Origin of the sequence: Variovorax terrae, from assembly GCF_022809125.1 — a bacterium.
GTDB lineage: Bacteria > Pseudomonadota > Gammaproteobacteria > Burkholderiales > Burkholderiaceae_C > Variovorax_A > Variovorax_A terrae.
In genome coordinates this window covers 3,182,663-3,206,346 of the sequence record NZ_JALGBI010000001.1, presented here as the reverse complement: position 1 = coordinate 3,206,346, position 23,684 = coordinate 3,182,663, and the positions used below count along the sequence as shown (strand labels likewise).

General features: G+C 61.4%; 9 protein-coding genes. 6 read left to right on the top strand and 3 right to left on the bottom strand.

Features of this window, described 5'->3' with window-relative positions; translation table 11 throughout:
* The first annotated feature begins 1 nt into the window (after position 1).
* On the top strand, positions 2-1,204 hold the full coding sequence (locus MMF98_RS15035; protein WP_243307182.1) for a tetratricopeptide repeat protein: 1,203 nt from the start codon (positions 2-4) through the stop codon (positions 1,202-1,204).
* A gap of 21 nt (positions 1,205-1,225) precedes the next feature.
* Here MMF98_RS15035 and MMF98_RS15030 read toward each other — a convergent pair whose 3' ends face one another.
* On the bottom strand, positions 1,226-1,630 hold the full coding sequence (locus tag MMF98_RS15030) for a hypothetical protein (protein ID WP_243307181.1): 405 nt from the start codon (positions 1,628-1,630) through the stop codon (positions 1,226-1,228).
* A 54-nt stretch (positions 1,631-1,684) separates the two neighbouring features.
* Positions 1,685-2,281, bottom strand: coding sequence for a tetratricopeptide repeat protein (locus tag MMF98_RS15025; protein WP_243307180.1), 597 nt, complete (start codon positions 2,279-2,281; stop codon positions 1,685-1,687).
* Between the two features lie 413 nt (positions 2,282-2,694).
* Here MMF98_RS15025 and MMF98_RS15020 point away from each other — a divergent pair, with 413 nt between their 5' ends.
* Positions 2,695-17,436, top strand: a complete 14,742-nt coding sequence (locus tag MMF98_RS15020) for an RHS repeat domain-containing protein (RefSeq protein WP_243307179.1) — start codon at positions 2,695-2,697, stop codon at positions 17,434-17,436.
* 20 nt (positions 17,437-17,456) lie between these two features.
* Positions 17,457-17,783: a hypothetical protein gene (locus MMF98_RS15015; protein WP_243307177.1), complete on the top strand. Its 327-nt coding sequence runs from the start codon at positions 17,457-17,459 to the stop codon at positions 17,781-17,783.
* Between the two features lie 98 nt (positions 17,784-17,881).
* Here the strand turns inward: MMF98_RS15015 and MMF98_RS15010 are convergent, their stop codons facing one another.
* Positions 17,882-18,262, bottom strand: a complete 381-nt coding sequence (locus MMF98_RS15010) for a helix-turn-helix domain-containing protein (protein ID WP_243307176.1) — start codon at positions 18,260-18,262, stop codon at positions 17,882-17,884.
* A 146-nt stretch (positions 18,263-18,408) separates the two neighbouring features.
* Here MMF98_RS15010 and MMF98_RS15005 point away from each other — a divergent pair, with 146 nt between their 5' ends.
* The 3 genes from MMF98_RS15005 (at position 18,409) to MMF98_RS14995 (ending at position 22,886) form a co-directional block, all read left to right on the top strand.
* Positions 18,409-21,402: a CHC2 zinc finger domain-containing protein gene (locus MMF98_RS15005; protein WP_243307174.1), complete on the top strand. Its 2,994-nt coding sequence runs from the start codon at positions 18,409-18,411 to the stop codon at positions 21,400-21,402.
* Positions 21,403-21,411: 9 nt separating this feature from the next.
* Positions 21,412-22,575 carry a site-specific tyrosine recombinase XerC gene (gene xerC / locus MMF98_RS15000; protein ID WP_243307173.1) on the top strand — a complete coding sequence of 388 codons (1,164 nt, stop codon included), beginning with the start codon at positions 21,412-21,414 and terminating at the stop codon, positions 22,573-22,575.
* Positions 22,576-22,640: 65 nt separating this feature from the next.
* Positions 22,641-22,886, top strand: a complete 246-nt coding sequence (locus MMF98_RS14995) for a hypothetical protein (RefSeq protein WP_243307172.1) — start codon at positions 22,641-22,643, stop codon at positions 22,884-22,886.
* Positions 22,887-23,684: the final 798 nt, after the last annotated feature.

Below are 23,684 nucleotides of genomic sequence, written 5' to 3'. Positions count from 1 at the left end.
CATGAACGATATTCCTTTGACACCGCCCAAGACTCCTGCTATTTCCGTTGCGCATGAACGATTGGCAAAGCTGGAGGGTTACTTGCAGAGCGACCCTGCCAATCCCCATTTGCTAGCCGATACCTTTGAGCAAGCGCTGATTACCGGAGAGTTCTCTCGAGCGCAGGTCCATTTGAATACAGCTCAGTCTCTTTCAATGGATCGCCAGGCATGGGGCTTTCGCGAAGCGAGCCTGCTGATGGCGAATCGACGCTTTGAGGAGGCCGGAACGATCTTGATGGCGTTGGCGAGGGAGCTAGGCGCGCACCCTGTGCTGGAGTACAACCTTGCGCAGATCGATTTCATTGGGGCAGACTACGCCGCCTGTCGCAAACGCCTGCTGCCGTGGATGAGCGGAGCGGTCGAAACTCCCATCGCAGATGGCGACGCCACCGCGTTGTCACTGGATAACATGCGGATGTTGTGGCTTCGCTCGCTTCATCATCTCAGGGCTTTGAAGGAGGCATGGGCCTGGATCGAGGAGAACAAGGCCGTTGCACTGACGCCAGAAGCCAACGGCGTCGCCAGCATGATTGCGTTGGATGTCAATCAGCCCGAGGCGGCATTGAGACTGTCCGGCCAGGCTCTGCTAGCTATGCCGACCCAAGTGGAAGCAATGGTGACACAGGCATCCTTGGCTTTGGCGCAGCGCGATGCTCCGAAAGCGCGCGAGCTTCTCGGACAAGTGCTGGAACGCAGCCCGAACGAAGGTCGTGCCTGGTCGGCTTTGGGCTTTGCCGGTATGCTGGAACTCCGGTTCGACGAGGCATGTAAAGATTTTGAGAAAGCGGTTAGCTTGATGCCAGGCCACATTGGAACCTGGCATGGATTAGGGTGGGCCTTTGTGATGCAGCGTGACTTGTCGTCGGCAAGAAGGGCGTTTGAAGTCGCCTTGGAACTGGATCGAAATTTTGCCGAAAGCCACGGCGGTTTAGCCGTAGTGCTGGTGATGCAGCGCCAAACTGCAGCCGCACAAGAACATATTGAACGAGCGATTCGCTTGGATCGTAGAGCCGTATCCGCAGGCTATGCGCAAGCTCTGCTGAGCGGCGAGGCCGCTGATGCTGCCGCAGTACAGCGTTTGGCTCATCGATTGCTGGGCCAACGGGACGCCCCACTTGGTGGCAAGATGAGCCAATGGTTGCCGCCAATTCTTCGCCGATAACCCGTACTTGGCGACAACACGTTACTCTGGTGCTGCGTCCGGGCTTTTCGATAGTAGTATGGCGGCTGCATCATCCATGGCCTTTGCCAAATCCGAGTCCGCTTCCATCTGGCGGTGCACAGTATCGACCATGGTGAGAAACGCCGGGTCATTGGCAAGCTTGATGCCGAGTTCGGCCAAAAGAACTGTTTCCAGAAAAATCCGGAGTGCTTTTCGCTTGCGCTGTGGGTCTTGAGGATCAAGCGACTGGACGCGTTGAGCAACCAAGCGTGCAAGATCCAGAGGCTCCTGTGATGAGCCTGATTCTGTGCGATTGGGGGCGTGAGGTGCGCTCTTGCTCGGCGCAGAGCGCACTGACTGGCGTAGCGCTGCAACCTGAGCACGCATGACAGCGGTGAGCTGACTGACATTGTCAATGCCAGACACGATGGAATTCCTTGCATATCACTGCATTCATCAAGCTGGGCTCGCAAAAATACATCAATGGGCCGCGCCTCGCTGCCGGTAGCTCGAAAGCAAAAAATGAGTCTCTGCTTGCGGTGGCGGAGTGACTGAGGTGGTCGGATCCTGGGGTGGCGCCACGGTCGATTGGCGTACCGCAGAAATCAGTAAACCAATATTGCTATTGAGCGCGGCATTCTGGGTGTTGGCACGCATTCCTTGCTCAAACAGAAGAATCGCTGCATCAAGGCGATCGGCCGCCAATTCAATGTAGCCGTTCACGAACATCTTGAGCGCATCCATATCGGATCTTTCGAGGAGTGGCTGCCACGTCACCATTGCGAGGGCCGACTTGCCCGAAACGAACTGCAGCGTGCCCAACTCATAGCGTGCCATGTCGAACTCCGGGGCCAGCAGCACGGCGCGCGCATAGGCCGCTTCTGCTTCGTCGAAACGACCAAGCTGGGCCAACTCGGCTCCAGCCAGGAAATATGGGAGTCCCGATGACGGCATCTTTTCCATCGCTTCCTGCAGCAAGTCAAGCGTCTGTTCTGCGTCATTCCGGGCACTGGACGCCAGTGCCATCTGGATCAGAGGATCCAGCGCGGCAGGCGATGAGGGGAGCGGTTTTGTCATGGCGAATCTCCCTGCAGGATTGAAGAAAACCTCAAAGATCTGGTGATTTATCGAGGCGAGTGAGGTGACGGCGTGTGACCAGACCATGCAGCCTCAAGTGAAGGGGCGATGGCACCGATGTCGGCATCGGTGCGCACCCCTGGAAGCAGATATCGCAATATATCCAAGGCTGATTGGATATGTTTAGCGGGTTTGTATTTTTTCGATTTTTTCGGGCTCACGCAGTGCACCAAATGCTCCTGCAGTCGTACAGCTCCGCCTGGCCTCGTGCCGACGCGCCTTCAAGTGGGCTGCCTCTTGCTAAACAAAAAGCAACAGGCCCGGATGTATTGGCGAGACCGGTGGCCGATGTCCAAAGGGGATGTCTGGCTTGAAGGGCTTGGAGCCTATCCGGACGACAGAATGGATCAGTCATGGTAGCAATTGTCAGCGGCAACAGCCTGGGGCTCAGTCTCACATCCTTGCAGGTTCTGGGGCAGCGTGGGGTTTTGGGCGACGCGTCTTCGGGGCGTGCCGCTGAAAAAAGCTACGTTAACGTTGCCAATGGCAACCTGGTTCTTCAGGATGTGGATGATAAATTGGTCAGCCACGGCTTGGACGTGGTTGCGCTGCGTACCTACAACAGCCTTGGCGTCTTCAACGACGACAACGCTGATAACTGGTCTTCGGGCTTCTTCAGCCAGCCGTTGGTTCTGAGCGGAACTCGAAACACGGCGGGGAGCTCACTGACGCGCATTGACCGTGATGGCGCCAAGTCCGTGTACACGTGGGACGCTTCCCAGGGGCTCTATCAGAGCACTGACGGAGCCGGAGCATATCGCACGATCCGGTATGTGGATGCGACTTCGACCTATACCTGGACGGACGGATCGACCGGGCTCACGGAAAGCTATTCATCAGCGAACGGGCGCTTGTTGTCGAGTTCGGACCCTAGGGGAAACTCCCTGACATATGCCTACAACGCCAATGGCACGGTCAGCAGTATCGCTAGTGCAAGTGGGGAGACTGTCTACTTTGACTATTCGGCGGGAAACCTGAGTCAGATCCGAACGGTGACGGGAACCGGGGCGGCGGCTGCAACGACGACACGTGTGCACTATGCCTATGACGCCAGCAACCGTCTGACCTCCGTCGTGGTGGATCTGACGCCAGGAGACAATTCCGTCACAGACGGCAAGATCTACACCACCACCTACACCTACGACGGAACCAGCAAACGAATCGCCAGCGTCACGCAAAGCGACGGAACGGTACTCAGCTTCACCTATACCCAGATCGGTGCGGACTATCGGATCGCCACGGTCCGTGATGCCCTCAACCAAGTCACGAGCTACAACTACGACACGGTCAATCGGCGAACGACGATAGTTGATCCACTTGGGCTGCAAAGTGTCTATGAATATGACGCAAGTGGGCAGCTGACAAAAATCACGTCTCCCGCGGTGGAGGGTGTGTCTCAGGTTCGGACTTTTGTTTACAACGCGAACGGAGACCTGATTCAGACCAATGACGGTGCTGGCCTCGTTGTTGACATGCAGTACGACGCGAGAGGCAATCAAATTCTCCAGAGGGATGCGGCCGGCAATACCATTTCCCGCACCTTCGATGTACGCAACCAGCTGCAGACAGAGACGGTCTACCTTGTTGCCGACCCAGACGGCTCTGGCCCGTTGCTGCCGTCAATCCCGGCGACGACGCGATATGTTTACGATGCGACGGGGAAGAACGAGCTGCGGTTTGTGATCAGCCCGGAGGGCCGTGTCACCGAGTATCGTTACAACAGCTATGGAGAGAGAACAAGCACGATCGTTTATGGCGGAGGTGCTTACCCTGTTTCCGGTCTGTCGGTCACTGCTGTTCCGCTGGAGGCCGATCTTGTCACTTGGGCAAACGGGCAGAGCAAGGCGTACATGTCTCGCACGGACGCGGCATACGACGCTCGCGGCCAACTCAGCAGCGTCACAGCATATAGCTCGGTTGATCCGACCACTGGCAATGGAGTGGCTGGCGCTACCGCGTCGACGACTCAGTACATCTACGACCAGTTCGGCAAACTGCTGCAGACCATCAACCCGAAATCTGGTATTTCGACGTTTACCTACGATGGAATGGGCCGGGTGCTGTCGGTCTCCGATGCCCTGAATCAGCTGACCCTGACTTCGTACGACGATGCGGGTGGCAAGATCACAGTGACGTCGGCGAACGGACTGATCACTACACGTTCCTACGACAAAGCCGGACGCCTTACCAGTGTGCAATCTGGCAGTTCGGTAACCTCCAATCTGGGAACGACCAGGTACTTCTATGACGCAGACAATCGTCTGGTCATGACCAAGGACCCCACGGACGTCCTGAGCTGGACTCTCTACGACAATGCCGGTCGGAAAGTCGCCGATGTAGACGGAATGGGGCGGCTCACTGAGTATTCGTTCAATGCAGCCGGACAAGTCACGCGAGCCAAAACATACAGCAATGCAGTCAATGCCACTCTTCTGGTTGACGCCAATGGCAACCCGCGGACTCCGTCATTGTCGTCGGTTCGGCCAAATGCCACAGCGTTAGACAGCCAGACATGGTGGATCTACGATGCCGCGGGCCGGGTGTCTCGATCGGTGGATGGCCAAGGCGCCGTCACTGAGTTCAAGTACGACGGTGCTTCCCGAGTGGTTGCGGTGTTGCGTTACGCGAAGACCGTGGATATCAGTGGCCTTGGCGCTACGCCATCTGGCCAGAGCGTCACACCTGTCGTGGACCCTGCCGGCAAGGACCGCCTCGTTCGAAATTTCTATGACAACGATGGCCTCTTGACGGGAACACTGGACGCGGAAGGGTTCCTGACGGAATTTCGCTACGACAACGCTGGACGGCAGAACGAGCGAATTGCCTATATTTCTCAAACAAATGCCACAAAAAGAGCTTCGGGAACGCTGACGGAGCTTATTCCGAGCTCCAGCCCGGATGATGCCCGCACGGTTAGCTTCTACAACGGAAAAGGACAAGCCGTTGCCGAAGTCGATCCTGAAGGCTACCTGACGGAAAGATCCTACGACGCCAATGGCAACTTGGCAACAACCGTCCGGTATGCGGCCAAAGTCACCGTGGCTGTCAATGTCACCTCCACGGTGGCGAGCCTGCGGCCAACAAGCAGCAGCCTGGATCAGGTCGTTGTGCGTTCCTATGATGTACTGAATCGCCTGTCCCAGCAGACGAATACCGAGGGTACCGTCACCAACTTTGACTACGACGCTGCCGGCAATCTGACCTCCAAGACGGTAGCGCCAAATACTGCAGACACCCGTGCTTTCCTGACGCGCTTCGATGTTCTCGGCCGTTTGACCGGCGAACTGACGCCGGAGGGTGCTGCGTTGTTGACGGGAAATCAGACGCAAAATCAGATCGACGCCATCTGGACGCAGTACGGAGTCACATACGCCTATGACGCGGCGGGGCGGCGAACCAGTGCCACGGACCAACTCGGGAACAAGACGCTGTTCTTCTACAACGCCGCCGGAAAACTGACGCACACTGTCAATGCGTTGGGAGAGGTTCAAGAGTGCGAGTACAACGCACTCGGGCTTCTCACGGCGACGGTCCGCTATGGAAGCCCGATCAACCTCACCGGTCTTACCGGCAGCATGGCTGGCGGGTTGGTCAATTTGACGCTGACCTCCGCCATCAATGCAGTAAAAAACAGCTCCCTGGACAGCCGAGTCACCTTCAATTATTCCTCCACTGGCACCACTGCGAGTGTCATTGATGCGCGTGGCAATACAACCTCTTTTCAGTACAACGCTTTTGGCGAAGAGGAGAAAAGAACTCAAGTCATCGATGCCACCAGGACGCGCGTCACGACTTCCAGCTATGACCGACGAGGGTTGAAGACGAGTGTGGTGGCGGACGCGGTGTCCGGTGGTCTGGGCGCCACAACGGTAGCGGTCTACGATGGCTTCGGTCGGTTGATTCAGAGTGTGGATGCCAATACCAACATCCTCACCTACACATACGACCGACTTGGGCGTGTCGTCACCACCGTCGACCCCACGGGGGCGACTCGGACCGTTGCCTATGACGCGTTTGACCGGATCCTCCGCCAGACCGATGCGTTGCAGAAAACGACGACCTACGTTTATGACAGCGCAGCGCGGACCGTCGCCATAACGACCCCGGAAAACATCACGATCACCACGGCCTACAACCGCCACGGGCAAGTTCAAAGTGTCGTTGATGGTAGGAGAAATACCACCACGTACACCTACGATCGAAATGGCAATCTGCAGACGACGACCACGGCGCTGACGACGACGTCCAACAGCTATGACCGAGCCAATCGACTGATTCAGACCAAGGATGCCAACAATAATCTCGTTGCCATTACCTACGATGCGGCAAACCGAATTCTTACGCGAACCGTAGACCCATCGGGTTTGAATCTGGTCACGACCTACCAGTACGACGCGAAGGGCCGGCAGATCCAAGTGACGAGCCCCGGCGGAACCGTCACGGTACTGACGTACGACCTGAATGGTCAACTGGCGAGCCGGACGGTGGACCCCACCGGACTGAATCTGATCACCCGCTACAGTTTTGACGCGGAAGGCAACATGCTCACCGTCACCGACGCGAACAACGTCGTGACGCAGTACAGCTACGACGGTCTGGGGCGGCGAGTCAGCGAGCGTGTAGATCCAGCAGGCTTGAACATCAGCCGGACTTACACCTATGACAAGGCAGGCAACGTCACCAGTTCCCGAGATGCGAACAACAATGTCACGCGTTATGTCTATGACGCCAGCGGTCGCCTGACGCATGTAGTGAGTGCTTCCGGTGCGGTGGAAAAGACTTCCTATGACGCGGAAGGCCGGATCATCCGGAAGGAGCGGTTCGCAGCGCCCATCAGCCTGACCGGGCTGGATCTCGCCTGGAGTGCCTCGGACATCAACTCCCGGCTGTCGACGGATACGTCGAAGAATATGGTTATCAACAACGTCTATGACAGAGATGGACGGTTGGTCGCCACAATCAATAACCTAGGTGAAGTCGTCAAGTACACCTATGATGATTCGGGTAATGTCATCAAGCGAGTCGCTTATGCCAAGCCTGTCAGCTACACGGCATGGACCGCGGGATCAGTGCCCAACCCCGTCGCGGATCCGGCACACGACCAAGAAACCCGCACGGTCTACGACCAACTGAACCGCGCGATCTACTCAATTGATGGTCGGGGCGCCGTTGTTGCCCGCACGTATGACGGCAACGGAAACATCACGGAGGAAATGGCGTATGCCAAGTCGGTTCCGGTGGGTACCGTGGCGACCAAAGATGCCCTGAGCACCGCGGTGGCCGCCGTCGCCGACTCTGCCCGCGACCATCGAACACGCAGCATCTATGACAAAGCCAACCGGCTGACCTGGACCGCGGATGGAATCGGGGCTGTCGTCGAGCGCCGTTACGACGGCAATGGCAATCTGATCAAGCGCGTCGAGTACAGCAACCCTGTCGCAGGGAGTGCTCTCCCGTCGAGTGTCACTGGCAGCACCAGCGACGACCGGGTTTATCTCTTCAATTTCGATGCAGCCAACCGCCTGGTTTTCGAGGTGAATGCTCTGGGCGGTGTCGCCCAGAACGTCTATGACAAAGTCGGCAATGTGACTCAAAGAGTTCTGTTTGCTCAGGCAATCACTGCTCCTGTCGCTACGACAACCTCAAGCACCGCCACGACCCTGTCGGCCTTGCAGACGACTTCTTCCAGCGGGGTTGTCGCGTACACCGACCCCGCCAACAGAACTGCCAGGTTTGCCTACGATGTGGCCAATCGGCAGGTTCTCTCCATCGACGCCACTGGTGCGGTTACCGAGGTTCAGTACGACTTGGCGGGCAACCGGATCAAGGTTACCAGCTACTTCAAGCAATTGGGGGAAACCAAGCTGGCGGCTCTCAGTTCGACGGCATCGACTGAGGCGATCCGCCAAGCAATGGTGAGCGAAGGCGTTTTGGGTGTTCCGGCGAATACCAATCAGGATCGGGTGCGCAAGAGCGTGTTTGACGCTCTGAATCGGGAAATTCTGAGTGTCGACGCCACTGGCGCGGTGACAGGCCGGGTCTATAACGCGCTGGGTCAAATCGAATCCACGACCCAATACGCGAAGACGATTCTGGGCAACGTGGGAGGGACGGAGAGCGAAATCAAGGCAGCGCTTGGGGCCGATCCGACCGGAAACCATGTCACAACGTTTGTCTACGACGTCGCTGGCCGCAAGGCGGAGCAGACGGAAGGCACCGGAACGCTGAGCGCGGCGAAAACCCGTTATGGCTATGACGCGATCGGCCAGCTCCTGGTGACAACCGATGCACGAGGAAGCAAAGTTGTCAGAGACTACGACGCGGCTGGAAACGAGATCTCTGTCACGGACGCCATGCTGGGCGTGACGCGTTCTTCCTACAACGCATTGGGCAATCGGACCAAGCTCACGGATGCGAGGAATAACAGTGCCTACTTCTACTATGACCAGTTAGGACGGGTCAAGCTTCAGGTCGACCCTGAAGGCGGCGTGACGCAGTCATCGTACACAGTCTTCGGGCAGATCCAGAAAGTGGTTCACTTTGCCACTGCGCTGACAGGCGCGATCAGCGAAGCGACCACCCCAGCGCTGCCAGGCGCCAACGCGGGCGACGCGACCACGTCGTTCATCTACGACAAGCTGGATCGCCTGCTCAGCAGCACCGACGCCGAGGGCTACAAGGAGAGTTACGGGTACAACGCTTTTGGGGACAGAAGCTCCTTGACCAACAAGCTCAATGGAGTGACGGTCTACACGTTCGACAAAGCCGGCCGCGTGCGCACAGAGAAGCTCCCCATCACGAGCCTCAATGGAGTGGGGCAAGCCATCAGTGTGGTGAATGCCTCCGACTACGACACCTTTGGCAACCTCATCCGGCGCACAGAAGCTCAGGGATTGCCTGAGCAGAGGATCACGACCTTTGTCTACGATGCGTTGGATCGCCAGATCTCCAAGATCTCAGAAAGCCTGTCGGTCTATAAGCCGAGCACCGGCTGGATCACCGTCACGCCAACCGAATCCCGCGCTTATGACGCCGTCGGAAACTGCATTTCAGTAGTCGACGCCAATGGCTCGCGGGTGCGCTCCTGGTTCGACGTCAACAACCGGAAGATCGCAGAAGTCAATGCCGTAGGAACATTGACTCAATGGAAATATGACGCCGTCGGCAATGTCATCAACCTGAAGGTCTATGGAGATGCGCTTGGACTGCCGGTCAGCGACGCGCTGCCGAATCCGATCAGCGCCAACAATTGCCGGGAAACACAGCAGGAGTACGACGCCAACAACCGGCTGATCAAGTCAACGGTGACCAATGTCACCTACGGCAGCTACAACGCGACGTCTAGCCAGTATGGCGTAAGCCCGATAGGCGGTGGCGCCCTGGTGACTCAATATGTCTACAACGAAAACGGGCAAGTCATCAAGACAGTCAGCCCGGAAGGCAACGCCACCTTTACCTGGTATGACAAGCTAGGGCAAAAGACGCTGCAGATCGATCCGAAGGGCTATGCCATCCAATGGAGCCGTGACAGCAATGGCAACGTCCTGACCGAAAGACAATATGCACAGGCGTTGTCCCCCGCAAACCTGGCCGGTTTGCAGGCAGTCGACCTTGTCGCCAACGTTACCGCCAAGCTATCCGTCTCCTCCGAGGATCGGGTCACCAGCTATGGCTATGACCGAAATGGCCGTGTCCTGAGCCAGTCCCGCCTGTCGGTGGCCTACGCCAGCGTCAACTCGGCGAATGGGGCCGTGACATCGTCGACCGGCGCATCCACCATCACGAAGACCTACAACGGTCTGGGGAATCTGCTCTCCCAGACGGATGCCAATGGCGTGAGGTCAGACGTCAGCTACGACGCGCTGGGGCGCAAGCTGCGGGAGATGGGGGGAAGCTTCACCGACTATACCGGCGCCTCCGTGCGCCACACGATCGACTACGAGTACGACGGCCTCAACAACGTGACGAGGCAAATCGAACGCGGCACAGACAACGGCTCGGAAACAGACGATTTGATCACGCGCAACGTCTATGGAGCGGGCGGGCGGCGACTCAAGACCTTCAATGCGAAGGGGGAGGTGACCAGCTTTGGCTATGACGCTGTCGGAAATCTGACCGCGCGCATGTACGACCGAACCGATGCCGATGGCGTCATGAGCCGCGAAATGATCAGCATCCGCTACGACGCGGCCAACCGCGAAGTGGCTCGGTTCACGGGGGGGCGCGACGCTGCGAATATGCCGGTCTGGAGCCAGGCCCAAGAGAACTCTGTCATCTACAACGCGTACGGCGAGATCACCGGAAAACGCACTGGGGCAGGAGGGCCCAGCGGAGAAGCACAGGAATTCAGCGACTACGACAACGCGGGCAGGGTCTGGCGGTCCAACAGCAAAGACGGCATCACCAAAGTCTGGGTTTATGACCGGGATGGGAATGCCACACTCGAAATCGAGTCGCAGACACTCAACTTGAGAACCATGACGCTGGGCAGCATCGTGACTGTCAACAGCAATATCCTGCAGACTTTCACGGTGTATGACCAGCGTGGCCAGATCGTCGACGTCATCCAGCCCAAGATGGACGGGGCCCACCAATCCGTGACACTCCAGACGGTCACGGTCGATGTGCAGTCGGGTGTTTTCGGGCAGATCAACCTTCAGCGCGGCAGCTCGATGTCCAGCGCCACCGGCTCCTACCTTGCTGACGCCACGCAAGCCACGACCATTCCGAAGTTCATTTCTATGCCTGTCAGCGTGTCGATGTGGGGAAGCGGGACGGTCACTACCAGTTGGGACACTTCGGGCGAGCGCGCAACGGGATTACTGGCTGCAACCGGCATTGGCTTCGAGTTTCCAAGTGGTATCGAGCAGTTGTACGGCGCTTGCACCTGGTCCATTGATTTTCGGGGGCAGACGGTCTACCTCACCCGGTCGGGGAACACCCTGGTCGCGGCAATTGCCGGTGATGCCATGCCTCTTGAGTCCTGGGGGATGGAGGCCGTTGGAGACTATCCCATCATTCTGAAGGCCTCCCCGCTCAATGGCCTTCCGACGGTCGTCTTTTCTGCCATAGCGATGTCATCGCTGGGCAAGACCGTCAGCGGAATCATGACATATAACTTCTCTGGCAGGGCCACATCCGCCCTGGCCTCAGGGAACTTCCTCATGTTGGGCGACCGAAGCACGGCGCTCAAGCCCGGCACCCGCCCGGAACTCTACTACCGCCCGCTGGGTTCCACGGGAGGGTTTGTTCAGTTCGACCCGGCCAAGATCACCACTTACGGCTCTTTGGAAAGCCGGCTTTCGACGTTTGGCTACGCGGCTGTGGATGGAGCCTTTGTGGCCGACATCAGCAGCCTGGGGGGGGGTAACTATGAATTCCGGTATGTCGGGGTGCAGCCTGCCGGAGAGGTTGTCCGGCGCGACACCTATTTCTTGAATGGCGGCACCGTCTCGGCCGCAAGCTCGTCGTCGGATCCGATCTATACGACAGATGGCATGGTGCATTTTCGCGGACTGCGCACCACGGCGGGCGTTGCTCCCCGCAAGATCCATGTGATGACCCGGTACTACATGGGGACCAACGCGTTCACGGAAGTCGGCGTGTATACGAGCACCTCCGCGGGGTGTTTTGACGTTCCCCTGGGCAGCGATCCGCGCGACATCCGCATCGAGATGCTGGATCTGGCCGGCAACAAGCTGGATACGTTGCTGGGCAGCATTGCACCGGCCAACGGCGTGTACACCAACATGCGCTTTGTCCAGTTTGCGCCCACCTCGCTGGTGTTCAGCAATCTGCCGGCCTCTGCGCGGATGGAGATCCAATACAGCAGCACGGACGGCAAAGGTATTTCGGGCTCGGTCAGCACGCAAGGAGCCGCGGCGAGCCAGTTCACCTGGATCAACGGCAGCCTTGCCTGGCAAGCCGACTTGGCCGGCCTGATTCCCGCCGCCGACCAGACCTACGCGTATTCGTTGAGCTTCATCGCCTACGACGGCGACGGCTTCATCGTCGCCAAAGGCAGTGGCAACACCACACTGGGCGCGAATGCGAGCGGAAACACCGTGCTCTCAGGGGTCACGAAGCCGAATGTGCTGACCTTCACACCCCCCAGTTCTGTGGACGCCACCACACTGAAGCTGCGCTACCGTCCCAAGGACTCGGCCAACACCAAGATGCCCGTGTATGGCGCGCCGGTCGTTCTGGGGCGAAATGCGGACGGCACCTACATTTTTGGCGATGGCTACAGCGCTCCTCTGCTGGGAAGGAACGCGCTGGGCGAAGCCGTGTATGGCGCTGTCACGGCGACGCCCTACCAGAAGCTGACGGGCACTTACACGGATGTGACCCGCGAAATCACCGAGCAGATCCCCGTGGGGCAAGACCCGGTCATCGTGGGATACATCCCGATCATGGGCACCCTGTACCGGGATATCCAAGTGTCCTATCAGGTCGTTATCGGCTACAACTGGTATGTCTATGACTATCAAAACGTCATCGTCGACTATGTCCATTGGACATATTGGGACGAAAGCGTAGGGTACTACACGGTCTACGACTACACCCAGCCCATTTGGGCAAAAGACTACAGCAAGCCGCTGTGGGCGCCAAACTACAACTCTCCCATCTACGAGACCCGTTGGAGAACTGACAAAGAGCCTTATACCGGTCAAATCGGCCAAGACCCCATCTACCAGCGAGATGCGGCGGGCAACATCGTCTACACCACGCGGTATGAAACACAAACGCGCACGGTGATAGACAAGGTGCCTGACACCGTCACCGTCACGCCCGAAGATCCGTCCAAATACATCATTGCCTATGCCACGTTCGACTTCCTGGAGGTGACGGCAACGCGCACCGCCAGCGGCTCATTCAAGTGGGATGCATCCGCGCTGGCAAACGGCGACTACGAGTTTTCCTACGACCTCTACAACGCGGCCGGGCGGGTTGTCTCGTCCAGCAACGGCTTCTTCAATCCGAGGAACACGGCGGGGGCGGTCAACATCGACGCGCGCTGGATGGTCGATGGCCTGACCAACACCAGCAGCCTGATCCATCGGCGCCAGACCCACAATGCCTTTGGCGAGGTGGATTCCGAGATCGATGGCAACGGCAATGTCACCAACCTCGGCTACAACACCATGGGACTGCTGACATCCAAGCAGGCACCGCTGGTGACCAACACCCACGCCAACGGGGTGAAATACACCGAGCGTCCGACCACGTACTACTACTACGACCGTACGGGGCAGGCGGTCGCCATGACAGATGCCAACGGCAACCGCACGGCCCAGACCTTCAATGCCGCCGGGCTCGTCACGAGAGAATGGCACGCCGATGGAAGCTCCAAGCAGAGCGCCTTCGACATCTTTGGACAGCTGCGCATCGCCACCGACGAAATCGGCCGCGTGACGCTCAACACCTACGACAAGAACAAGCACCTCATCCGCGCCGACCGTCCGGTGATCGATGGCGTCACCGGCGCGCGCAGCTTCGATGTCTACGAATACGACGAGCTGGGCCAGCGCATCGCACAGACCAATGCGCTGAATTTCCGCCAGCGCACCTACTACGATGCCCTGGGTCGCGTGAGCAAAACCACCAGCGCGCAAGGCGTCAGCGTTCGCTACAGCTACCAATACGACAGCGGCATCCTGGGCATCACCGGTGCCGCGGCCGGCGGCTGGAAGGTGACCCAGACCACGGACAACAACGATGGGCATGCCACCTTCATCACCATGGTCGACGCCTTCGGCCGCAGGATGTGGCATCAGGATTTTGGCGGCAACGTCTACACCTACACGTACAACTTTGCCGGGCTGATTGCCAGCCAGACCAGCGTTTTGGCCGGAGGCATCCTAGGGCAGAACATCCGCTACAGCTACTACGGCAACGGCTATATCAGCCAGATCGTGGACTCTGGCGCCGGCACTCAGAGCGACTTCGAATACGACAACAACGGCAACCGCAACTACGAGTCCTACCGCTCCACGGCTGGCTCGGGCATCACCTTCCAGGCCTCGCGCACCACCTACGATGCGCTCAACCGCATCACCCGCGTGGACGACAGTGGGCGCTACGACACCAGCTACGAATACGACGCCAACGGCAACCGGATCCGGGTGGTGTCCAACTACTACGATGCGCTGCACAACGTCAAGGCCAACCAGGACTACTACTACGCCTACGACAGCATGAACCGCTTCACGGTGACCATGGGGAAACTGGTGGGCGGCGTGGTCACGCGCGGCACCAGCGGCGACGGCGTGAGCATCGAATACGACTCGGCGGGCCAGCGCAGGCGCGCCATCTACGCCAGCGACGGGCACGCGGAAAACTACGACTACGACGCCAACGGGCTGCTGACCACCACGACCCTGTCCACCGGCCAGCGCACGGTGCGCACCAACGACCTGGCTGGCCGGGTGATCCAGTACCAGGAATGGAACGCGGACGGAACCGGCCGCTCCAGCTCGAGCCGCACCTGGGACAAAGACAACAAGCTGCTGGACGACCACAACGACCTGAAAAACAGCGGCACCCGCTACAGCTACCTGAACGACGGCACACTCAGCGGCTCGGTCACCTACTCGGCCGACAGCAGCGCCACCACCATCACCACCTCCTATGGCTACCTGTGGTTTGACGACGCCAAACAGGCGGGCATCGACGTGCAGGCCAGCAACGGCCAGGTCAACGGCCCATGGGCGCCGGGCTTCACCCGCTTTGGCTACGACGTCAACGGCAACCTGAAAACCGCCTACGACCCCACGGGGCGGCGCAGCTTCAGCTACTACACCGACGCGCAAGGCCACATCCTGCAGCGAGACGAACTCATGGGAGGCACCTTCGATCAGGCCAGCCGCACCGTGATCGGCGCCTCCAAGAACCGCACGCAAAGCTACTACTACTTTGACGGGCGGCGCATCGGCAACGTCGGCAACGACGGGGTGGAGCGCGAAGACTACGCCCAGCAACTGGCGCGGCCGCTGGACGCGCCCAGCGACCCGGACTCCAAATACAAGAACTTCACGCCGGTGGCCAGCGCGGACTTTGACCAGAACTACCAGCCCATCAACGCCACCTACCCCAGCTCCAGCGCCTCCAGCTACACGGTGCGCGAAGGAGAGAGCCTGCAGTCGATTGCACGCTCGGTGTGGGGAGACGCCAGCCTGTGGTACCTGATCGCCGACGCCAACGGCCTGCAGGGCACCCAGCCCGGGGTGGCGCTGACGGCCAACACCGTGCTGGCGATCCCCAACAAAGTCACCAACATCCACAACACCAGCCAGACCTTCAGGCCCTACGACGCGGGCAAGGCCATCGGCGACACCAGCCCCACCATCCCCAACCCGCCGCCGGCCGGAGGCGACGACGACTGCGGAGGCTTTGGCGAAATCATCATGATCGTGGTGGCCGTGGTGGTGGTGGTCTACGCGGGCCCGCAAATCCTCGAATACCTCGCAAAAATCGGAGCCCAGGCAGCCGCCACAGAAGCCGCAGCCGCAGCAACGGTCACCGGTGGCAGCGGAGGAGCGGCCGGCGCGGCGGCGTATGGCAGCGCCATGATGGCACCCGGCGCCCTCGTCACCGCTACGGCGGGAGCCGTCACCGGCATTGCGGCCTCGGTGGCCAGCCAACTCACGGGCATGGCGCTGGGCGTGCAGAAATCCTTTGACTGGAAAGGCGTGGCGCTGAGCGCCCTCGGCGGCGGGGTGGCCGGCGGGCTGCAGGGAGCGGGCATCCTGGCCGACTCCACCGCGCTGCGCATGGCGGCGGGCAACGCGATCACCCAGGGCCTGGCAGTGGCCACGGGGCTGCAGCAGCGCTTTGACTGGAAGGGCGTGATGGCCTCGGCGGCCCAGGGCTACATGGGCGAGTACCTGTCCAAGGACGTGATGGGCGAGCAGGCCAGGAGGTTGGTGGGCAACCTGGGCGGGGGGCTGGCCTACGCGGCGGTGCACGGCGGCAGCGTGGCGCAGGCGCTGCCGGGCATCATCGCCAACGCCATCGGCAACACGGTAGCTGACAACCTGCGAGGGCAGACGACGCAGAGGGGGGTGTTGGCTGAGGGCGGGGCGTTTGGCAATGCGCTGGGTCAAGGGCTCGTGGGCTCGGTGAGTTCGTCGCCTGCAACGACGTTCGGCGAGGACCATGCCCAACGCTTGGCACAATCGAATCCGATGAACTTGCCGATCTACAGCGCGAACGCTGGCCCATCGTTTAGCACGCCCTATGCCTCTGCTGCTTACGACCAGCTGGTGCAAGCGTTTGATGACAACACGCCTGTAGCTGCGAATCCCGACGACGTAATCGTCGTTGCTGGCACTGGCCCGCTCACCAACATGAGAGCGCCGCTCACGCCCGCTTCGGGCGATCGAAATCGTCCACCAGCTGGTGGTCCTGGTCGCACGATGCAGATTCCGGAAATGGATATCGCGGGCAACCCGACTGGCGGCACCACCGATGTTCCCGTGCCGGACAACGTGCTGCTGCCCGGCGAGAACGTCAAGGGCAATGTGTTCTTCGGTGGCGCGGGCATGGATGGTTCGTACATCAAAGACATGGTGCGCGCCTTCAACAAGCAAGGCATCGCGCTCACGCCTGCCAACAGAGACGTTTACTCGAATGGCACCGGGCTAGATGCGACGGTTGGTGTACAGCTCACTCGCTTCGGTGAGTTGCCTTACGTGCCGTTGCTGGACAACGTGCCTCAGGTTGGCGGAAGTCAGTTCAACTTGCTCGGCTACTCGTATGGTTCGAATGTGGCTGCGCAAGTGGCGGTCACCTACGCACGCGGCGGAACAACTGTCGATAACCTGGTGCTCATTGGCTCGCCGATCAGCGCGGACTACTTGAAGACGCTGCAAGCGGAGACGAACATCAAGAACGTCGTCATCGTGAACCTCAACGACAAGGGCGATCCGATTACTGCGGGCATGTCGGATGCCTCTCTCATCGGGTCGGCCTTCACATTGAAGAATCAGATGTCTCAGGGTGCGGGCCACTTCTACTACGCGCCGGACACGCCGGCTGCGGCCGTAAGGAGAGACGCACTTGCACAATATCTTTACCAGCGCGGATTGCGCTGATGCTTTAAGGGAGAGGTACTGTGGCTGAAATCGCTTCGAATCTTCGACTCAAGCTCTGGTTCATGTTCAGCGCAGCGCATGCTGCGTGCACAGCGATCCTGTGGATCTGGACACTTGGGGTGACGGGCCTTGGCTTCAAGGACAAAGACGCTTGGACCACGTTCGATCACTTCCAGGCAACGGTGATACCGGCACTGCTGTCTGCTCTGACGACGCCGGGTCGATTCGTGATGACTACGGATCCCGGATGGGCGGGACTCCTCCTGGCGTTGATTGCGAATAGTTTGCTGTGGGGCGCGGCCATCACGTTGATCTATGTGCTGGCACGACGCCAACCTGCTGCTTGAAAAAGAAACCCTTCTCCCCACCCCTTAGCCGCTAAGGACAGGGGGATCATCAAACACAAGGGCCGCTAGATGCGGCCCTTGGTGCGTTCAACGCTCGATCAGCGGGCCTGTTGCTGCAAGACCGACTCCAGCACCTGCATGACGAACTTCTGCTTGGACTTGGGCAGGGCGCTGATGCGCTCGAGCTGCTGCTGGAACTTGGGAGCCGGCCCTCTCTTGCGAGCGGCGGGCGAAGGCTGCTCGCCGATCAGCTCCTCGACGCTCACGCCCAGGATGCGGGCCAGGGCAGGCAGCATGGAGACGGGCACGCGGCGCTGGCCGCTCTCGTAGGCGGTGATGGCGGCTTGGGAGAGCTCCAGGGCTTCTGCGAGCTGGACCTGGGTGATACCGCTTTGCTTGCGCAGCTGGGCGACGCGGGCTCCCAGCTGCACAAAGAACTCGCGCTCGTCCTGGCTGATGGCCACGTGCAGGGACCTCAAGGAAATGATGGTGTGCATACCTTAAACCCCCGATCTGGAATCGCGTTTGAGAATAACACGAAACGTGATAACGTCCGTCCGAGAAAAATATTTCCTCCCCCGAATCGAGCAATGACCCCGCGCTGGGGTCGGACAAGGACACCCAGATGGCGCGCATCCCCGAAGACGAGATCGAACGCATCAAAAGCGAAGTGAGCGTGCAGCGGCTGGTGGAAGCGGCGGGGATCGAGTTGAAGCGCGTAGGCCGCGACCTGGCCGCGCGCTGCCCGTTCCACGAAGAGGAGACCGCGAGCTTCAAGGTCACGCCCGCGAAGAACCTGTGGCGGTGCTTCGGCTGCAACGAAGGCGGCGGTCCGATCGACTGGGTGATGAAAGCCCGTGGCGTGAGCTTCCGGCATGCGGTGGAGCTGTTGAAAGCCGATCCGGCCTTAGCCGCGGGAGCGCCGCGCAAGGCGACGACCGTGCGCGCGCTTGCCGCGCCGGTCTCGTTCGATGCGAACGAGCAGGCCTTGCTCGCGCAAGTGGTGGACTACTACCACCAGCAGCTCAAGGACAACGAAGCAGCACTCGCGTACCTCAAGGTGCGCGGCCTGGTGCACCCGCAGTTGATCGAGACCTTCAAGCTGGGCGTAGGCGACCGCACGCTGGGCCTGCGCCTGCCGCTAAAAAACCGCGCGGCCGGCGCCGACATACGCGGTCGCCTGCAGCGCGTGGGCATCCTGCGCGAGTCGGGCCACGAACACTTCAACGGGTGCCTGGTGGTGCCCGTGCTGGACGAGCGCGGCCAGGTGCTGGACGTGTACGGCCGTCAACTCAACGACGACAAGCGCCGCGAGCAGGCGCGGCACCTGTACCTGCGCCAGCCCGAAGAAGGGCGGCGGTCGCGCGGCGTGTTCAACATCGCCGGCATCGTGGAAGCGGGCCAGCGCCCGCAAGGCCAGCGCGAAGTGATCCAGTGCGAGGCGATCCTGGACGCGCTGAGCTTCTGGAGCTGCGGCTACACGAACGTGACGGCCAGCTACGGCACGAGCGGCTTCACGGCAGACATGCTCGAAGCGCTCAAAGCCAACCACATCGAGCGCGTGCTGATCGCGTATGACCGCGACGAGGCGGGCGAAGCAGGCGCGCGCGAGCTGGCGGCGCACTTGATCGCCGAAGGCTTCGAAGTGCTGCGCGTGCAGTTCCCCAAGGGGATGGACGCCAACGAATTCGCCTGCAAGATGAGCCCGCCTGAGAAGGCGCTCGCGCTGGTGGTGCGGCAAGCCGAGTGGATCGGCAGCGGCCGGCCCTCGGTTCAACCGGTTGAACTCGCACCCACTGCCGCGCCCGCAGCGAAGACCGCGGCGAAGGAAGAAGGCCCGGAACCCGCCACCTTCTTAGCCGCTAAAACTCCCGGCGCGCCACAGCATTCGACGCACGAGCCTGCTGGCGCGCTGCCCGACGAAGTGCAGCTCGAAGCGGCTGCATGCACGTGGCGCATTCGCGGCTGGAAGAAGAACGCGACGCCTGAGGCGATGCGGGTGAACGTGCAGGTGCGCTGCGACAAGAGCGGCGGCTACTTCGTGGACACGCTGGACGTGTACGCGGCCAGGGCGCGCGCGAGCTTCGTGAAGCAAGCGAGCGTGGAGCTGGGCGTGGGCGAAGACGCTGTCAAGCGCGAGCTGGGCGCGGTGCTGATGAAGCTCGAAGGCCTGCAAGACGAGCTGATGGCGCAGGCGCGCAAGCCACAGACCCCCACGGCGCCGATCCTGTCGGCCGAGGAAGAGGCTGAGGCGATGCAGTTGCTGCGCTCACCCGACCTCATGCAGCGCATCGTGCAGGACCTGCATGCGCTGGGTGTGGTGGGCGAGGACATGAACCTCGTGGCCGCGTACCTGGCGGCCGTGAGCAGGAAGCTCGACGCGCCGCTCGCGGTGCTGATCCAGTCCACGAGCGCAGCGGGCAAAAGCGCGCTCATGGACGCGGTGCTGAACCTGGTGCCGCCCGAAGAGCGCATCCGCTACAGCGCGATGACGGGCCAGAGCCTGTACTACCTGGGCGAAACCAACCTGCAACACAAGATCCTGGCGATTGCCGAAGAAGAAGGCGTGCGGCAAGCCGCGTATGCGCTCAAGCTCTTGCAATCGGACGGTGAACTCACGATCGCGAGCACGGCCAAGGACGAAGCCACGGGCAACCTGCAAACGAGGCAATACACCGTCAAGGGCCCGGTCATGCTGATGCTCACCACAACGGCGATCGACGTGGACGAAGAACTGCTCAATCGCTGCCTGGTCCTCTCGGTGAACGAAAGCCGCGAGCAGACGGCCGCGATCCACGCGAGGCAGCGGCACAAGCAAACGCTCGAAGGCCTGCTGCAATCGGCCGGCCGCGAGCGCGTGCAGGCGCTGCACCACAACGCGCAGCGGCTGCTCGCGAGCGTGGCGGTAGTCAACCCGTATGCGGACCAGCTCACCTTCCTGGCGGACAAGACGCGCACGCGGCGCGACCACATGAAGTACCTCACGCTCATCCGCGCGATCGCGCTCGTGCACCAGCACCAGCGCGAGGTCAAGAGCGTGGAGCACGCGGGCCAGCAGCTGCACTACATCGAAGTCACCAAGGGCGACATAGCGCTGGCGAACCGGGTGGCGCACGAAGTGCTGGGCCGCACGCTCGATGAGATGCCGCCGCAAACGAGAAAACTCCTGCGCCTGATCGCGGCGATGGTCGCCCAGCGCGCGAGCGATGCGCGCATCACGCCCGCGCAGGTGCGCTTCACGCGCAGGGACGTGCGAGGCGCCACCGGCTGGAGCGACAACCAGCTGAAGGTGCACTGCGCGCGCCTGGCCGACATGGAATACCTGCTCGTGCACGCGGGCAGCCGCGGCCACAGCTTCAGCTACGAGCTGCTGTGGGACGGCGGCGGCGAAGACGACGAGCGCAGGCTGTGCGGGCTGATCGAGACCGAAGCGCTGGAGACCGGGCCATCACTACGACCAACGCAAGTTGGGGTCGAGGGCGCGCAAGATGGGCTCAAGATGGCCTCAAGTGGCGGCCATGTTGGAGGCAAGTTGGAGTGGCTGGATGGCCGCGCAAGCTGCGCCCATGCTCGCCTGGCGGGCGATGGCGCCTTGGCTGCGGCGGCCGTTGCATCGTAAGGAGCTCACATGCGAAGCGGCATCGAAGCTCACCCGCACAAGCCACTTGCGCGCGGCCAGTTCAGCCAGGGCGACTACGCACGCGCGACCGGCGCGCCCGGGGACCTGCGAGGCCTGTTCGCGGCGATGCGCCGCTACCTGGAGCATCTGGGCGTGAAGGGCTACACGCGCATGGGCCGCGCGAACGTGGAGCGCTACGTGCGCGACTTCATCATCTGGGCCGACGAGCGCGGCGTGACGCACCCGCAGCAAGTGAGCCTGCAAGTGCTCGAGCGCTACCAGCGCTGGCTGTTCCATTACAGAAAAAAGCGCGACGGCGAGCCGCTGTCGGTAGCCAGCCAGCGCGCCAAGATCACGCCCTTGCGCGGCTTCTTCAAGTGGCTCACGCGCGTGGGCGAAATCCCGGCGAACCCGGCGGCGGACGTCGAGCTGCCGCGCAAGATCAAGCGCTTGCCGCATGCGGTGCTCACCTTCGCGGAGGCCGAGCGGGTGCTGGCGATGGCCGACACGGGCTCGCCGATCGGGCTGCGCGACCGGGCGATGATGGAGCTGCTCTACGCCACGGGCATCCGCCGCGCGGAGATCGCCGGCCTGGCCGTGACGGACATGGAGTTCGATCGGCGCGTGGTGCTCGTGAGGCAGGGCAAGGGCCAGAAAGACCGCATGGTGCCGATGGGCGAGCGCGCGGCGCACTGGGTGCGGCTGTACCTCGACGAGGCGCGGCCGCAGCTCGTGTGGAACCATCAGGACGCCACGCTCTTCTTGGGCAGGGAAGGCGTGCCGCTGTCGCCCACGTGGCTGTCCACGCACATCGCGACCTACGTGCAGGCGGCCGGCGTGAACAAGCGCGGCGGCTGCCACCTGTGGCGCCACACGATGGCGACGCTCATGCTCGAAGGAGGCGCGGACATCCGGCACATCCAGGCGATGCTCGGACACGCGGACATCAGCTCCACGCAGATCTACACGCAGGTGGCGATCCGCCAGCTCGCGCAGGTGCACGCGATCACGCACCCGGGAGCCAGGCTGCGCCCGCGCGCGCGCATCCAGGGCGGCCTGCAAGAGGCGCCGCTCACGCTGGATGCGGCCGAGCCCTGGCTCGATCACGATGCGAGCGCCCGGGACCTTCTGGAGGCGCTGGAGGCCGAGGCCGAGGAAGAAGAAAAGAGTTGATGCGCATGCGCACGGCGGCCGTCGTGACGACCTAATGGGTGACTCCATCAACCCCGGAGCTTGAAATGAAAGACCTGAAAACCCGTGACGAGATTCGTGCGCTGCTGCGCGATGCCGTGATCGCCGATCCCGCCTCGATCGGGCGAGCCGGCGAGCTTGGCGCGATCGAAATCCATCCCCACCCGACGATGCTGCACGAGGTCGACGGCCTGTCCTGGACGTGGAGCTGCACGGGCGCATCGCCGGCGATCCTGGCCGCGCTCGGGCGACATGCACCGGGCCTGCAAGCGCGGCTGGACCTGCGCGGCTGACGCTGGAGCGCGCGGCTCGCGCATGTAAATTACATTGCGCACGGCCGTCACGCGAGAGCGGCTGCTGGCGAGGGACCGCTCTCGTCACGCGGCTTGCGCCGGGTTGGCGCGCGAAGTGCAGCAGCATGCGGGCAAGCCGCGCGCCGTCGCTATACCGTGGCCGCGCTCGGGCGTGACGGGCGGGCCAGCGCTGCTAAGACAAAGCATGGCGCTTCGCGCGAAGCAGGGATGCAGGTTGCATCGGGCATCGAGCCCGCTGCAACCTGGCAGGCGACGCGGGGTGAATTGCTGCGCAATTCAACGTAACGTGGCGTTGCACCCAGCGCGTCCAGTCGCGCGCAAAGCGCGCTTGGTGGCCGCGCTGGACGCAACACACGTTACGTCTGGCGCCCCGCGTCGCCTGCGCGCGCGGTCAGCGCTCACGCGGTGTAGCGCTCACCGCGCGCTGAACATCCATGGTCGGTGCGGTAGCGGCAAGCCGCAACCGCAAGAGCTTTGGTCAGGCGCGCTCTGCGCGCAGTCATCACAAAACAAGGCCCGCCCACCCCGGGCCTGTCTGCCGGCGGCGCGCTTCAGCCCTGCGGGCTTGCCGCCGCGCCGCCGACAGCCAAGCCCTCCCCCAAACAGCCGGGGACCAACAGCCGAACAGCCTGCACGGCGCTGCGCGCCGTGCCCGGTCAGTGCCTCACCACCCATCCCTCTTGAAGGGCGAGGCTGCGGCGCCGTCGCCAGTCAGTCAAGGCCGCTGCGCGCCGCGCCAAGCGCGGTGGCCTGCGGCCAGCCTTGACAGCCTGGCGC

Coding starts and splice junctions, on each gene's coding strand:
- MMF98_RS15035 (WP_243307182.1), top strand. CDS start 2: ATGAACGATATTCCTTTGACACCGCCCAAGACTCCTGCTATTTCCGTT.
- MMF98_RS15025 (WP_243307180.1), bottom strand. CDS start 2,281: ATGACAAAACCGCTCCCCTCATCGCCTGCCGCGCTGGATCCTCTGATC.
- MMF98_RS15020 (WP_243307179.1), top strand. CDS start 2,695: ATGGTAGCAATTGTCAGCGGCAACAGCCTGGGGCTCAGTCTCACATCC.
- MMF98_RS15005 (WP_243307174.1), top strand. CDS start 18,409: ATGGCGCGCATCCCCGAAGACGAGATCGAACGCATCAAAAGCGAAGTG.
- xerC (WP_243307173.1), top strand. CDS start 21,412: ATGCGAAGCGGCATCGAAGCTCACCCGCACAAGCCACTTGCGCGCGGC.
- MMF98_RS14995 (WP_243307172.1), top strand. CDS start 22,641: ATGAAAGACCTGAAAACCCGTGACGAGATTCGTGCGCTGCTGCGCGAT.